The organism is Ureibacillus sp. FSL E2-3493, assembly GCF_038077515.1.
In the GTDB taxonomy this organism is placed as follows: domain Bacteria; phylum Bacillota; class Bacilli; order Bacillales_A; family Planococcaceae; genus Ureibacillus; species Ureibacillus halotolerans.
Map to the genome: position 1 here is coordinate 2,978,392 of NZ_JBBOPK010000001.1, position 16,013 is coordinate 2,994,404.

The window sequence follows — 16,013 nt, forward strand, 5'->3', positions numbered from 1 at the left end:
TACTTTCATTAGAAATATTTAAACCTTCATTCCAATTATAAGGAAAAAGGTTAGAGCAAAATTGTGTGAATAATTTGCCACGATTATTTGTTTTTAAAAATAGATGTATTTCCTTGATTATTCGCAGCGAAACTAAAAATAATGTCTCTCTTTTTTGATTGAATATATTCTGTTAATGTATCATTATTTTTAGTACCGTAACGATTATCAAGGGTTGAAACTGTGATTTTTCGTACCACTTATAAAATAGAAGTGAAACGAATAAAACACCACCTTTGTTGTTTAGTTTGTAATTGTAAATCTACTTTATCTTGTTATTTTATACTCGATTTAAAATGTTTCTTTCCGCCCTTTCAAAAGCCTCTGCCGTACCGTCTAAGTAGTTGATACACTTTTGAATTTTTCTTTGAGACGGAAAATTATTTGCGCGAATCGCACTAATAACAGCAGGAAGTGACTCAGTAAAAATTAAACTTGTCATATCACTGTCTAACTCTGCCAAACGGGACTTCACTTTTTCTAAACGATCAGCGTAATTTCTTAATGAATTAGTATTTAAGTTGATATATGGGGTTGCTTTTGCCTCGTTATTTGTCCCTATGAATGAAGTAAATATTTTTTTAAGAGTATTACTTATTAATAAATTTACACTATTAATTACCTGCTTCAAGAAATTAACAGTTGCTTTTTTTAATGCTTTTCCAGTATTAATGAAATTTTGAATTGTTGAGGTTATTCTCTCTTTTAAGACTTCGGCACTTTTAGTTAATATATTTATGTAATTTTCTGTAATTTCTTTGGCAGTTTCATACGCTTTTATAATCCAAGTAACTGCATCTACTACACTCAATATACTTAAAACGACGCCTTTAAAATTTTCTTCTGCAAAATCAATACCTAAATTAACAGCTTTATTAATTGGATTTATCTCAATAATAAATTTAAAAATAGATGCTGTAAAAGAACCATATTTATCTTCAATTACATTATATATTTTTTCTTCTTTAAAATATTTATAACTAAATGTTAGTAAATCAGCATCTGCAATTAATTCAGATACACTATCCAGTAATTTACCAGTTAATAAATCCCTATTAAGTTCTATCTTCCCATCAAGTATGGGTTGAACAATATCTAATAACCCATATTCGATTATCCTTTGAAGATTATGAGAATCAATGGTATATAGTTGATTAGATATTGCATCAAAAATTTCCCTAATTCCCCTTGTTCTACTTCTTTATTAAACTTTCCATCCTCATTTAAGATTAGTGATGGATTATGGTTTTGAGTAAAGTCTCTCCCTTCTTCAATTTCAATATAGATAGTTTTCCCTGCAATATTATTTAAAAGTGGATTTACATAATCTTCTTCAGCGCTAACTAAAGTCAAATATGGACGTATTTCATCTATTCTTTCTCGATTATTTTCTATTATCTCTTGTGAAACTCCAACTCCATCTAAAGAGAAAGCTGTAGAAACTCTATTGCTAAAAAGAGCAGTATAAAAAGCGTTATTACCACCTTTAGAATGACCAGAAGTATGAATACTGTTTCCATATCTTTCATCTAGTACATTATCAACATAATACAATGACATTTCTTGTACTAAAGTTTCTGGTAAATACAAAAGTTGTAAATTATCTTTCCATTCAAAACTTGATGAAGTACCTCTAAAAACAACATTTACATCTTCAGGATTTTCCACATTATCAACAAATGTTGCTACTCGCATCGGATAAAAATCTAATGAAGTATTAGCATTCTCAAGTTCAGGATATTTTTGACTAGGGTCTCGATACTCTACCATTGTATAATTCATTAATTGTTTATCATTTTTTATTATATTTTTTATTTTTATCCAATCATCCCTTGACATCATATTTGGACTTTCAAAATTTTTGAGATTAAGTTTTCTCTCCATATCCATCAAAATTCGTTCCATTGTCCAAGTGCCAGTTCCGGACTTAGGGAAATCCCAATAAATTAAATTATCTAATACTGCAATTTGTTCATAGGAAAGTTTTGTCATAACTATCAATCCTCAAAATTGGGAGTTTTTTCTACAGGTGTAGTTATAATTTTTTTTGACGAATCAATTGCAAATGTTTGTGATGCAACGACCGTTTCTAAATTCAATAATGTATTTAACGTTTTTGTTGGAACTATTTCACTTATATCGGTAGTAGTCGATAAAAATTGTACAGTTCCTATTATGTCGTGACTATCAAGTTCTAATGCTACTTCTTTAAATAAATCACTACTTTTTTCATAATCAATATTCTCTATAAAAATATAACTATCTATAGCAACCTCCCCTAAATTTATATAATCTTGAAAGTTCTTAATCTCCCCTTTGTAATCAATTGTTCGATCAAGAAATTCCACTTTTACACTTGCATTTGGTAATTTTGATTGAATTAAGGAGTAAATATATTCAGAAGCCTCATTTGACATATCTAACTGAAAGTAATCGTCTTTAAACGTTAAGCTATCTCCTTCTTCATAAATATAGACATGGAAATTCTCATCATATTTTGAAGAGTTTATTACAAAAGTGTGAAAGGGTTCTATTACCCCTCGTAAAGTTAAATTTTCCACTTTAAAAGTATCATCATATTTCTCCAAGTAATTTAATGTTTGTTCATTTAGATACTCTGCTTTTCCCTTTTGCCCACTGTTTGTAGTATTACTATCACCTGTATTTGAATTCATACACCCACTCACTCCCATTACAAAACAAATAGTTAATAAAACTTTTAATACATTTTTCATATTTAAGCTCCCGTTTTTGAAATTAAGTGCTTTTAATACTTCGCTTAATTCATATCGTTCAAAAATTTATATAAAGTATATCCAATTATTTTCAACTTCAACTAAAGACGATGGTTATCCCATCGTCTTTAGATTTGTCATGCATGCTAAGTATTATTTAAATGCGTCAGCTAAGTTTGTGTTTGCTGATTCTGTTTCAAAGTAACCTTGATCTACGTTCGTACGTAGGAATGTTACATATTGATTTAAGATGTCTTCGTATGTTTGGAAATATTGATTTGAAAAGCTGTTATAAGAATCGATTGTTGCTTGAGAAGCTTCCCCTTCCCAAGTATTCCCTAAGTTTAAAATCGTTTTTTTACTGTTTTCTAATTCTTCACGTAAACGTTTATTTAACGTTTCGATTGTTGATGCAATTTGATTTACCTGTCCAGTATCAACGCGAATATGTCCTGCCATAAAAAATCATCCTCTCTATTAATTCGTTAATTTTTGTACAGAAGAAATGTTTGCTTGTTGGCGTTGCTCATAGTTTTGTTGTTGCGTTTTTAATGCTTGGCTAGCTTGCTCTAGGTGATTCGCCATCGCTTTTAAATCTTCTGAGAAGCCAGTAATTTGGTTAACGAAGGCTAAGTTGTCCTCCCCTTCCCATGCTTGCCCCATTGTACTTGCTTGTTGTAAAAGCTGAGTATAAATATCAGTATAAGTACCTGCAAGTTCTGAGAATTTTGCTGAAGCTTGGCCTAGTTCCTCTGGTGTAACGCGAATACGTTTGCTCATTCTTTTCGTCTCCCTTCAATTCATAATAAATTTATATCAACATTAGTTTCGAGCCGTTTTGAATACCGAGCTCTGAAACTGTCATGTTAATATTGAAAATAATGCTTGTTTCAAAATCACATAAAATGGTTTCATTGTTTGCTTTAAATGTTCCTCCAGATAAATCAGTGATTAAAGCACTCACAACAGGTAGCACTTCACTTAATCGACTTTCCAAAGGTAGATACACATCAAAGCTTCTATTCGATGCAGGTAGAAAGATTTCAACTAACACTTTGTTCATCAAATTCTTCCTCCTTTATCGGATTTAACAATTTCACTTTTGTCGCTTTCCCATTTCGTACAACATATCCAAACTCATCTGTCATATCAATATCAGCACGCATTTCGGCATTTACATTTTTAATTTCCAATTTAAATTGATCGGTAATGCCCGAACCAACCCAAATGGCATCCGTTAAGCTGACATTTTGTTTAAACCATTGTTCAAACGTTATGCTTGATAAGTTTTTCGATTGTTCTACTAAAATAATCGTAATATTATATTTAACATTACCTTTTTCAAGGATAAGCTCTAGTTTTTTAGCATCTTCACCCGTTAACTGGGATTTTAATGCCGTAACAGATTGAATCATATAAACCCTTTGTTCAAATGGTTCAATCTCTGTTCCAGATTCTAAGGCGTCTTTATACGTATTATTACGGTATAAGACTAAACTAAATAATTCATTGATCGCTTGTTTGCAAGCTTCTAAAGATTCGTAGCGTATAATATGAGGCGAATCCATTACCTCTAATTCACGCTTGAAATCTATTACTTCAATTGGAAGAGTTGTTTTTTGACCGATAAATTGGGCCAGCTCTTTTCCAAATATATTTGAACCTTCTCCATTTGAAAGAACAAGGTTAATATAAAATTTATTAAATGGATAGTGGGTTACATTTAATGATGATTTTTCAACACCCACTGGCAGATTTAATGTATTTTCAGCTGAAAGATAATTAGATAAAAATTCGATATCCACATTCTTCGGTAAAATCGGGATACGTTTTGCTCCCGGTTTGCCCCATGCCTTTTGAGCTTCAGTACACATATTGACGATAAATGGATAAGGAATATTCTCTTCCGTTATATGCGCCACTTGGAACTCATACACTTTATCTAATTTAATTAATCCGCGTCCTTTATGTTTCGATGGAACTAATCCACCCGTTTTCCCTACAATCATTGTGTAGTCATTTTCATCATTTAACTGTAAAGCGATTTGTTGCTTAAAGTTTTGTAACAATCGGAACCTTACAGAGTTTGCACTTAAAGCCGTAAGAACAAAGTAAATACCATATTTCATTCCTTCACGGGATAAATAGGCAACCGCCTCTTCCTTCTCTTCAAATAATTCTGTGAAGGCAGAGAAGTTATTAATTGCTACAACGATGGAAGGAACCTTATTGCCTGTTAGACGAATATAGGAAGCTTGATCTCCACCATAGTCAGCAAACATTTTTTTACGATTCGAGACTTCTAATTTCAACATGCGGAATAAATTACTTACTTTTTCTCCTTCATGGGCGTAAATAACATCTCCAACATGTGGTGCCGATTCAAAAGCACGTAAAGTTTCAGAAGCAAAATCTAATAAATAAATATTGACTTCGTCTGGCGTATGCTCCTTCATTAACGATGTAACCATCGTATTTATAAACGTTGTTTTCCCACTACCTGCAGCACCATATACGACTACATTTCCTTCCTGGGTTAAAGGAAGGCGCAATACATCTTGCTTTTGATTTTCAGGATCATCGTATTCCCCAATAAGCGGATTTAATGCAATTGAAGTTTTTGGTTGAGGATACTTTTCCATTAAAGCATCTAATAAAATCATGCTTGGAATTGGCTCTAACCATAATTGACGAATTTTAATATTTTCTTCATCAGCAATTTTATTTAAATATTGGGTAATGACGTCTAATTGTTTTTTCGGATTGCTATTTAACGCTTTCTTCTTATCGTATTTTCCTTCTCGTAATGGTCTTCCGTTGCGATCAATTACGACGATACTATTGTCCTTTTCAACTACAATTTTGTCAGATGGATAATACGGAGCTCCCGCCCAAGCAGATTGACCCAATTCAAACAGCTCATTATACCCTACTTGTAAGTAGAATCGACCTGTATCTTTCAATTCGGCAGCTTCCGGACGTTTCAACATATCCATACTATCTGCTTTATCTTGAACCTTCAGGCTGACACGGAATCTACTGTTACTCCAAATTTGATCATCTACGACACCGCTTGGCTTTTGGGTTGCTAATATTAAATGCACCCCTAAACTACGACCGATACGTGCCGCACTGACAAGTTGTGCCATAAACTCAGGCTGTTGGGTTTTTAACTCAGCAAATTCATCTGAAATGATGAATAAATGTTGTAACGGTTCATTTACAACACCTTCACGATAAAGACGTTGATATTTATAAATATCGATATTACTCTCGCCTACTTGTTTACTTGCTTGTGCAAATATCGCTTGGCGTCTTTTTAATTCACTTTCAATCGATACGAGGGAGCGTTTAATAGCCGCCCCATCTAAGTTCGTTATAATACCTGCTGTATGAGGTAAGTTTTCGAAGGATTTTGCCATACCGCCTCCTTTATAATCGATTAAAATAAAGGCCACTTCATTTGGATGGTAATTCACAGCAAGAGATAATATATACGAAATTATAAATTCACTCTTACCTGACCCGGTCATTCCGGCAACTAAACCATGAGGGCCATGGAATTTCTCATGTAAATCCAACATAAATGTTTCGCCTAAAGTGTCTACCCCGATTTCAGCTTGTAAAGATTTTGTCGGGTCATTTTCTTTCCAGCGAGTTAATGAATTCAAATGTTCTACTTTCCCAACACCGAATAGTTCGAGGAATGAAATGACTTTCGGTAAATTAAATCGTCCATCGGAAATATCTAAAGGAATATTCGCTAATTGGATACTTAATTTTTCAACATCTGCCTTTACGTCAATATCCGGTTCGAATTCTACAACTTTTCCTGAAATATCATTTTTATCGAATAAATAACCTTTATTATTTTTCAGTTCGACTACTTTTGTACATTCCTTTGGTAAATGTTTCAACTCATCATAGAATGTAACAACGCTCATCATTATTTGCCTTTTCTCTTCAAATAACTGCTTGAACATTTCACCGCGTTTGGCAAGTTCTTTACTCATAGAGAAAATGACGTAATAAGGTTTAACTTCTTCGATTTCTGAATCGTTTGCTTGTTTACGATATTCGATTTCCTTCTCTAAATAAGCAGATAGTTCTTTCATTTCATTTTTATCACAAGCGATAAAACGGAAAGAACGCTCGTTATTCCAAACGTGGGGAAGCCATTTTGTAAATTTAAATATTTCTTCCTCATCTTTCTCGTAAACAAATACCATTTTCAGCTCATCGTAACTATATAAGGATGCTAATTGGAAAATAAGTCCTTTTGCAAACTCAATACTTCTTTCACGTTCTCCAATGACACCAGCAAAGCGATCTTCATATAATGAAATGGTTTTAGGGACATTCTCTAAAATTTTTGGTTCTTCACATAACGTATAAAGTTCTTCTTGTAAATTATCATCTTCGATTGAGAACTTTTTCTCTGCAAATTTAATTTCCGCATTTAACTCTTCTTGTCCTAAACCAACTCTTAATTTTAAGAAGTCATCTTGTCCAAAATCTCGTTCCCATAAATTACGGCCTCTATTTTCAATACGGCCAATACAATCGTCTACTGTCACGATATTCTCATGTAAAATCGCCGACTGCCGATCACATTCATCTTTAAAAATCGTAGCGAAATGATCCAAATATTTTTTATATTTTTCTTGACGTTTCTTTTCTTTTTTCCGTCTACGTTTTGCATCATATTTTTTTGAAAGAATTGGCCATAAAATCGTACCGATTAACATACTACAGGACATAATGATTGCTGGAGTGGCAGCTGCAATATTACCATTTGCCATCGCATTGTTAATGGCAAAAAGGGCCGTTGCCATTGAAGCCATACCCATCGTTACCGATGGTCCAATGACGAGCATAATCGGCATTTCTTCACCAATTGCATTTGGAGGAGGAGAATCTACTTTAAATACAGGTTTTTCAATGTCCCGTTTGAACCGTGGAGAACGATAAAAATAATCGGGTTCAATGTTTTCTACTTCCTCATCTTCTTCATTGATTTCCTCTATCTCTTGCGGCTCAAAACGCTGTAATAACGGGGATTTAATATGTAAGCTTCCATCTGGATTATTACAAGCAATAAAGCAACTTCCTACAATAATTTTAAAACCCATTACGTAGATTAAGTCGCCAAAGTTTAAATCTTTCTCTGTAACACGTTCTCCGTTTACATATGTACCATTTGTACTATTTAAATCCTTAATGCGCCACTGATCCTTATGTAAACTAAGTTTGAAATGTGCCCCAGATACAAATCGATTATCTAATACAAGATCATTCTGTTCAGAGCGACCGAAAGTAATTTCCATGTCACGATCGACTAATAATTTGGTAAACTCCTGACGATCTAATGTATTCGGTTCAGTAAAAATAAAAGTTTTATCTGTATCTTCTTTGACACTTAGATTGTAAATACTTAATGGACTTAAAATCGTATTTTTAATTCGGCTGCCTTTTGAATCTAAAATAGAATAGTTTTTATTTGATTTTAATATCCATTCTTGTTTAGAAGATGCTTCTATACTGATTAGTTCTTTCGTATTTGCATTATCATATATCCAATATTGACCTGTAACTTTTTCAGGCAAAATAGTAGAAGAAATACTCTTTTTACTTAGCAATGTGACGATCACTTTTATTTAACCTCCTGAAAAAGTTTTATATTACTGAAAAATAAGTTTTTTTACCAATTATTACTCATTTTTTTGGTATTTATTTCAAAACCCATTATCTACTATTTCCTATTAAAGGTAAATGACCCTTACCTACCAATTATTAATTCAAAGAAGGACCATTTAACTATAAAAAAAATGAGCATTTACCTTTTATATACAGGTAAATACTCACTATTACATCCAAATATTTCTAGTTTATACGTTCAATTTTAACGGAACATTAGGGTGTGCTAATTCATACCCACATGCAACGATGGCACTTTCCGCAAGGACAATAAGAGAATCAATGTAACGATTACTTAGCTTTAGTTCTTTATTTACTATTGATAGCTCTGTACAACCTAATATGATTTTATCGCAGTTCATTTGAAGCATTGCTTGCTCGATTACTTGCCATTGGGAAATCGAAACTTCTTTGCCTGCCTTCACATAGTCATATATAACTGACATGACTTGCTGCTGAATCATTCCATTTGGAATAACAGGTTCAATATGCTGTTCCATTAAAGCCCTTTGATAAACACCTGATGTTAATGTGCCATCTGTGGCTAAAATCCCAACTCGTTTTGCTCCTAACGTTGCAGCTCTTTTCGCCGTCTCGCGTATCATATGTAATACAGGGACGGGGGAAGCCATCTGCAATTCATCATAAAAACTATGGGCTGTATTACAAGGAATACAAATTAAATCTGCTCCAGCATTAGCAAGCTTTTTAGCATCGTTTATTAAATAAGGAACTGGATTATCCTTTGTTTGATCTAAAATATATGCTGTACGATCTGGAATCGAAGTATCATTATCGATAATAGTATGGACATGTTCTTGATCTTTTGATGCCTTCGTACGGCGAACAATCATTTCGCCTATAAACATAGTTGCTAACGGTCCGACACCACCAATAATACCTAATGTTTTTCTCATTCTTCCAAACCTTTTTTGTTAAAGTATTTTTTATATTTACGGAAATAATTTAAATTATTTAACGTTAGTTTAACCCAACGTTTCGGATTCATGTCTTCTTTATAAAACAATGAGTTTGTCCATTTTCCTTGGCGAATTAAACTTTTTGCTTCAATTTTCATCTTTTCATTGGAAGCGTATTTAAATAATACGCCTTTTGGAATAATCATCCATAAATGTTTGTTGTCCGCATATGTTAACTCTTGCTTAATGTTTAACATATAATCATCTGCAACATATTTCATTAAGTTATAGCCAGCTGCTGTAACAAAATAACTTGAGCGTCCGTTACGCAAATTAATTTCAAATAGCTTGTACTCACCGTCACGCACATCATATTTCATATCGAAGTTAGCAAAACCTGTGTACCCGATATCTTCTAAAAAGAAACGAACTTTGTCCATTAATTTTTCATCGAACGTAGTAATGATTGCCGCATAACTACCGATTCCTTCAGGTGAGTGCTCTTCCAAAATTGGATTTCCAAGGCACATTAATTTAACTTTGCCGTCTTTTCCAACATACGCATTTAATACACGCATATAAGAATCATCACCAGGAATGAATTCTTGTACAATCATTGTATCTTGATAAGAAGAACTGTAAATTGCTTTTAAAATAGCCGTTTTTTCTTCTTCATTATTTGCCACAAACACTTTCTTTTTCCCTGGGAATTTACATGCCCAATAAGCTACTGAGTTGGATGCCTTTAAAATAATTGGATATTCAAAAGGTGGCGTGAAGTTTTCATAGTTATCAGCAGTAACCGTTGTTGTACCAGGATATTTAAAATCATATTTTTCACACATTTTATAAAAGTTTTCTTTTAATAAAATTTGATCCATTAACGATTCATCTATATATGGCACCGTGAAATATTTTTCAAGTTCTGGCTTATTTTTAATAATTAACTTCGCATAATCATCGCCACAAGCGAGTAATAACAATTTCTTATCAGGAAATTGCTTTGCTACTTTTTCAAGGGCAGGAACAAATACATCCTGTTCATTTAATTTATCAATTTGTTGAAAGTTTAAAATGCGACTATCTTGGGTCGCTGTTAAATGGGAGCGCCCTAATACGAGTGGCTTTAATCCATAAGCCTCGTAAAATGCTCGCGCCATGCCATAAGCGTTCATGTCAGAACCTAATAATATTGGTAAAAATGGTTGTTCCATTATGTTTCAGCTCACTTTAGTTGTTTTAGTAGTTAAAAATAAAATTGATCGATGTAATTGAATGAAATTTGACTTACTGAGAAACGGTAAATTTTACAGTCATGTCAGTATAAAAAATAGTTTATCACATTTTAGAAATATGTTAATAAGGATACGTAACTAAAATTGCCTTTCCCGTAAATTTTCCCATTAATAAAAGTGCTAGTCGTTTTTTCACTAGCACTTCAAACGATTATACCGCTTCAATCACTAACGCAATTCCTTGTCCGCCGCCAATACAAAGACTAGCAACAGCATACTTCCCTCCACGTCGTTTGAGTTCATAAGCTGCGGCTAAAATGATTCGTGTACCACTCGCTCCAACTGGATGTCCTAATGCTAAAGCGCCACCGTTTACGTTTGTTATGTCGCGATTTAATCCGAGTTCTTTTTCTACAGCTAAGTACTGGGCTGCAAAGGCTTCGTTTACTTCGACTAAATCTATATCATGTAGCGCTAAGTTAGCCCGTTGTAGAGCCAGTTTTATTGCAGGGACTGGACCAATCCCCATAATGGAAGGATCAACTCCCGCAACTCCCCAAGAAACAATACGTGCTATAGGTTGTAGGTCATTTTCTTTTATAGCTTTTCCACTTGCAACTACAATAGATGCCGCACCATCATTTATACCTGACGAATTACCAGCAGTAACTGTTCCATCCTTTTTAAATGCAGGGCGAAGGGTCGATAAGCTTTCTATATTTGTGTTGTCTTTTATATGTTCATCGATTTCAATGGAAATTTCACTTTTCTTTAACTGGACAGTGAAAGGTACGATTTCTTCTTTAAAATAGCCCGATTCCCGCGCACGGGATGCTCTTTTATGCGATAGAAGGGCAAATTCATCTTGTTCTTCACGAGATATGTTATACATTTCAGCTAGTTTTTCTGCAGTCATCCCCATACCTGATCCAGTATATTGATCCGTTAATGTAGCTTGTAGCATATCAACAAATTGTAAGTTCCCCATTTTTGATCCATTGAATCGTTGCTCAAAATTCGCATAAGGAGATTGGGACATGTTTTCAGTTCCACCAGCAAGGATAATATTCCCTTCCTCTAATAAAATATGTTGAGCTGCTGTCACAATCGATTGCATCCCTGAACCACATAAACGGTTTAACGTTAATGCAGGAACTTCCTTTGGAACACCTGCTTTTAACCCTATATGCCGTGCTAAGTAGGAGGCATTTACATTGGATGCAATGACACTCCCATAGATGACATGGTCGATTTGTTCCGGTCGAACATTGGATCTTTTCAATGCTTCTACTGCAGTGGATGTGCCAAGTTCCACTGCATCTACTTTAGAAAAGGAACCGCCAAAGGATGTAAAAGCAGTACGTGCACCATCTACTATATAAACATTTTCCATCTATTTCCCTCCCTTATAAATGAGTTGCTTTACTTTGTTGCGGTCTTAACGTATGTTTCAATACTTTCCCCGATGCATTACGAGGTAATTGATCTAAAAATTCAACTTCAATCGGCACTTTATATTTTGCCAGCTGTGTACTACAGTATGTTACGATTTCTTCTTCAGAAACGGTGTGACCCTCTTTCAATACAACAAACGCTTTCGGTACTTCCCCATATACTTCGTGGGGTACACCAACAATGGCCGCCTCTAAAACTTGTGGAATTTGATATAATACTTCCTCCACTTCGATTGGGTAAATATTTTCACCACCGCGAATGATCATATCTTTCTTTCGGTCGACAATATATAAAAAACCTTCCTCATCGAAACGACCTAAATCACCCGAATAAAGCCAATCATTTTTAATCGTATTCGATGTCTCTTCCGGATTATGAAGGTAACCTTTCATCACTTGGGGACCTTTTACACAAATTTCTCCTACCTCACCTACTGCCACTTCTTCTCCAAAAGAATCCACAATTTTAATTTGTGTACGGGTTAACGGTTTGCCAACAGAACCAATTTTCTCTAATGCATATTCATCTGTTAATGATGAAGCGGCTGGCGAATTTTCCGTTTGTCCATATAAATTTTGAACTTTCACTAGAGGGAAAGTGTCTTTTAACCGTTTTACTAGCTCATAGGGCATCGGCGCTGCTCCATAGCAAAACAATCGTAAATGTTCAAAATGATAATTTGTTAACTCTGGCATATTTAATAAAATCGTGTACATCGCTGGAACACCAAAGAAAATAGTAGCCTCTGTTTCAACTAACTTTTTCAATTTACGACTTGGTGAAAAGGCTTCTTCAATTACCACTGCACCACCTTTAAACATTGTTGGTACAGCAAATACATGACTTCCTGCACAATGGAAAAGAGGGGTACAAATATACATCCGATCATCTTTTGTCATGTTCATCGATTCAGACCAAATAGCTGCTGTTTCATAAACATTCTGATGGGAAAGCATGACTCCTTTTGGCTTCCCAGTCGTACCCGACGTATACATAACGACTGAAGTATCATTTCCTTGTAATGAAACAGGCTCATATTGAACAGAGTCAGCTTGAATTATTTCACGTATTTTGGATAAATTGATTTTTTCTTTAAAGTTATAAGTAGAATCTTTAATTGTCTCTTCCATTTTTTCATCAAAAATAAGTACCTTTGCTTCTGAATGCATAAAAATATATTCTACTTCAGGAGGTGCAAGCTTTGTATTAATTGGCATAATTGTCAATCCTGCAAGCTGTACCCCATAATAAACAGCCATAAACAAGTCCGAATTAAGCATAAATTGCGCAACGATGTCTCCTTTTTTATATCCTTGCTGTTGCATGTAACCCGCTATTTTCTGCGCATTATTTAATAGCTCCCGATATGTCCATCGATTCCCTTCATATTCAATTGCCGATGCATCTGGCCTATCCATCGCATGTTGTGCTAATACCTCCGTAATAAACATTCCCATTCCCCCTGTTATCATTTGTGAACAACCGAATATCCCCTAATCCATACTTTTGTTACTTCAATATTTCCTTTGCAATAATCCCCTTCATAATTTCTGTCGTCCCAGCATAAATCGCTGCTACTGGAATATCTCTAAATCGTCTAGCAATCTCATATTCTTCCATATAACCATACCCCCCATGAAGTTGAAGACATTCGGCAGCAACTTTTTTTGCCATTTCACTGATCCACCATTTCGCCATTGAAACTTCCTTTACTAATTTTTCTCCTGCGATACGTTTTGCTACTAATGTATGAATGTAGTTCCGTCCAATATCAATTTCCGTAGCCATTTCCGCTAATTTAAATTGTGTATTTTGAAAATCGGCAATTGAACGGTTAAAGGCCTTTCGAGATTTGACATATTCCTTCGTAATGCGGAACATTTCCTCTGCTTCCACTTGCGCTTCGATGGCTACTAGCAGACGTTCCTGTTGTAATTTGTCCATTAAATAGTAAAACCCTTTTCCTTCTTCCCCGAGCAAGTTTTCAGCAGGGACTTTTGCATCTTCGAAAATAAGTTCACCTGTATCTGATGAATGCATTCCGATCTTGTTTAACTTTTTTCCCCGTTTAAATCCAGGCGTGTCTTTTTCTACAACGATTAAACTAATCCCTCTGTGAGATGGATTAACGTTTGGATTCGTTTTGCAAACAACGACGACGAAATCAGCATTAATTCCATTTGTAATAAATGTTTTTTCGCCATTTAATATATAAAAATCTCCTTCCCGATAAGCCGTCGTTTGAATACCTGCTAAATCAGAGCCTGCTCCTGGCTCAGTCATCGCAATAGCAGAAATGAACTCTCCTGTTATACTTTTTGGTAGCCACCTTTTCTTTTGTTCCTCCGTTCCGTATTGTTCAATATACGGAATGACGATATCTGAATGGAGGACAATGCCACTAGCAAGCCCTGCTCCTACCCGTTCTAACTCTTCTGCTAAAATCATAGAATAACCAAAATCAAGGCCTAATCCACTATACGTTTCACTTACCATCGGACATAAATATCCCTGTTCCCCTAACTTTGACCAAAAGGCTCTCGGTACTTCCCTCTTACGTTCCCATTCCTCGAAATATGGATAAGCTTCTTTTTCTAACATTTTTCTCAAGGTTCGACGGAACATATTATGTTCTTCTGAAAAGAAATCCCCTGACATCTCTATCTCCCCTATCAGTTGTTGGATTTTTCTGAAAATATAATTGAATTTTAACAATGCCCTATGAACTATTCAATATAAGGACATAGAATTTATTTATATTTTTTCAAGAATATCGAGGCATAAAGTAGAATATAAAAGAAAAAGTGCCACCTTTAACTTAGGCAGCACCTTCTATTAACTATGTTTTTTCTCATCGGGAGATTCTTTTCTAAAAACTTCAGTAATTAATTCATCATCTTCTGTTTTTACACGTTTATTTAATTCTTGTACTGGAATTGCGTCTACAGTTTGCATATCTTCATGTAAATCAAAAAGGCTAATATTCTCTGACTCGACCATATCCGGTTTATCTGTTATAGGTAAATCTTCAAACACCTTTTTCGATTCGGGAAAGGAATCTCTTTCTTTATTCATGAATACCCACTCCTTTTTACTTAGTGTGTGTGAGTATCGATAAATTATTCCAAAGGATTAAGCCATTAAATAGGTTAACTGCTCGGAAAAGCTAATATTATTCGGGTTCCAATTTCGAGCAGGGCAATCCTTTATTTCGTATCGTAAACCTAAACTATTTATGAATTCAATGAATGTTGAATCGAACCAAGGTGGACTCCATGCTCCCGATCGACAAATATGGATAGCACGTATTTTTATTTTTCCTTGAATATCATTAAATTTTAAATAGTTTACATTATATAAACGGTTGATTTCTTTAAAAAATGATGGTTTTTCTAAAGTGTAAGGGCTATAAACGATGTTCGCCTGTTCAATTACATCCTCATGTAATAGTTTCCCTAACCAATTAGCACAATTGACATCAAATTTTAAAGAGGATAATCCGCCATACCCTAAATCAGAGTGGGCATCGAAAAGAAATACTTCGTCACATTGATACATTTTAACAAGATCGTAGGATAAGGCATGGGAATCCGATACAAATACAGGAGTGTCACCATCATAATGAAATACTTTTTTAATTTTGCGCCAAAAAGTCTTCGTCTCTTCAGAAAGTTGGTATAATTTTTGTAAATTGATACCCTTACTTTTCGCCTGTAAATATCGTTTATACCAATCATCTAATATGGTTCGTTTATTTTCAACGAATGATACAATGTTTTGATTTTTTGTGGAAATAAAATAGTCCCAATCAATGGATAATAAGCTATTTGTCAATTCTATCACCTCAAAATCAATATCGAATAGTAAGCTCATATAATCATATGGGCTTACTATATCAATCTTAATTTTTAAAAATTTTAATTTCAAATGAT

The 16,013-nt window shown here is 34.3% G+C and carries 14 protein-coding genes; all 14 read right to left on the reverse strand.

Features of this window, described 5'->3' with window-relative positions:
* Window positions 1-319: 319 nt before the first annotated feature.
* A complete protein-coding gene (locus tag MHH69_RS15390) occupies window positions 320-850 on the reverse strand; it encodes a hypothetical protein (protein ID WP_341362671.1) in 531 nt (176 codons plus the stop codon).
* 302 nt (window positions 851-1,152) lie between these two features.
* Window positions 1,153-2,031 (reverse strand): Mbeg1-like protein, encoded by an 879-nt coding sequence (locus tag MHH69_RS15395; RefSeq protein ID WP_341362672.1) that lies wholly within the window; start codon window positions 2,029-2,031, stop codon window positions 1,153-1,155.
* Between the two features lie 5 nt (window positions 2,032-2,036).
* Entirely contained in the window at window positions 2,037-2,774 is a 738-nt protein-coding gene (locus MHH69_RS15400; RefSeq protein WP_122971534.1) for a hypothetical protein, read from the reverse strand.
* 153 nt (window positions 2,775-2,927) lie between these two features.
* The gene (locus MHH69_RS15405; protein ID WP_122971533.1) at window positions 2,928-3,233 is read right to left on the reverse strand and encodes a WXG100 family type VII secretion target; all 306 of its coding nucleotides are present in this window, start codon (window positions 3,231-3,233) and stop codon (window positions 2,928-2,930) included.
* A gap of 18 nt (window positions 3,234-3,251) precedes the next feature.
* A complete protein-coding gene (locus tag MHH69_RS15410) occupies window positions 3,252-3,554 on the reverse strand; it encodes a WXG100 family type VII secretion target (RefSeq protein ID WP_341362673.1) in 303 nt (100 codons plus the stop codon).
* A 31-nt stretch (window positions 3,555-3,585) separates the two neighbouring features.
* Window positions 3,586-3,837, reverse strand: coding sequence for an EsaB/YukD family protein (locus MHH69_RS15415; protein WP_122971531.1), 252 nt, complete (start codon window positions 3,835-3,837; stop codon window positions 3,586-3,588).
* On the reverse strand, window positions 3,818-8,425 hold the full coding sequence (gene essC / locus MHH69_RS15420; protein ID WP_341362674.1) for a type VII secretion protein EssC: 4,608 nt from the start codon (window positions 8,423-8,425) through the stop codon (window positions 3,818-3,820). Before essC ends, MHH69_RS15415 begins: the two co-directional genes overlap by 20 nt.
* Window positions 8,426-8,662: 237 nt before the next feature.
* Complete coding sequence (locus MHH69_RS15425) at window positions 8,663-9,388, reverse strand: aspartate/glutamate racemase family protein (RefSeq protein WP_122971529.1); 726 nt, start codon at window positions 9,386-9,388, stop codon at window positions 8,663-8,665.
* Window positions 9,385-10,605, reverse strand: a complete 1,221-nt coding sequence (locus MHH69_RS15430) for a carboxylate--amine ligase (RefSeq protein ID WP_122971528.1) — start codon at window positions 10,603-10,605, stop codon at window positions 9,385-9,387. Before MHH69_RS15430 ends, MHH69_RS15425 begins: the two co-directional genes overlap by 4 nt.
* A gap of 232 nt (window positions 10,606-10,837) precedes the next feature.
* A complete protein-coding gene (locus tag MHH69_RS15435) occupies window positions 10,838-12,019 on the reverse strand; it encodes an acetyl-CoA C-acetyltransferase (RefSeq protein WP_341362675.1) in 1,182 nt (393 codons plus the stop codon).
* 13 nt (window positions 12,020-12,032) lie between these two features.
* Complete coding sequence (locus MHH69_RS15440) at window positions 12,033-13,538, reverse strand: class I adenylate-forming enzyme family protein (RefSeq protein WP_341362676.1); 1,506 nt, start codon at window positions 13,536-13,538, stop codon at window positions 12,033-12,035.
* A 52-nt stretch (window positions 13,539-13,590) separates the two neighbouring features.
* Window positions 13,591-14,739, reverse strand: a complete 1,149-nt coding sequence (locus MHH69_RS15445; RefSeq protein ID WP_341362677.1) for an acyl-CoA dehydrogenase family protein — start codon at window positions 14,737-14,739, stop codon at window positions 13,591-13,593.
* 177 nt (window positions 14,740-14,916) lie between these two features.
* A complete protein-coding gene (locus tag MHH69_RS15450) occupies window positions 14,917-15,156 on the reverse strand; it encodes a hypothetical protein (RefSeq protein ID WP_341362678.1) in 240 nt (79 codons plus the stop codon).
* A 57-nt stretch (window positions 15,157-15,213) separates the two neighbouring features.
* Window positions 15,214-16,008, reverse strand: a complete 795-nt coding sequence (locus MHH69_RS15455) for an arginase (protein WP_341362679.1) — start codon at window positions 16,006-16,008, stop codon at window positions 15,214-15,216.
* Window positions 16,009-16,013 lie beyond the last annotated feature (5 nt).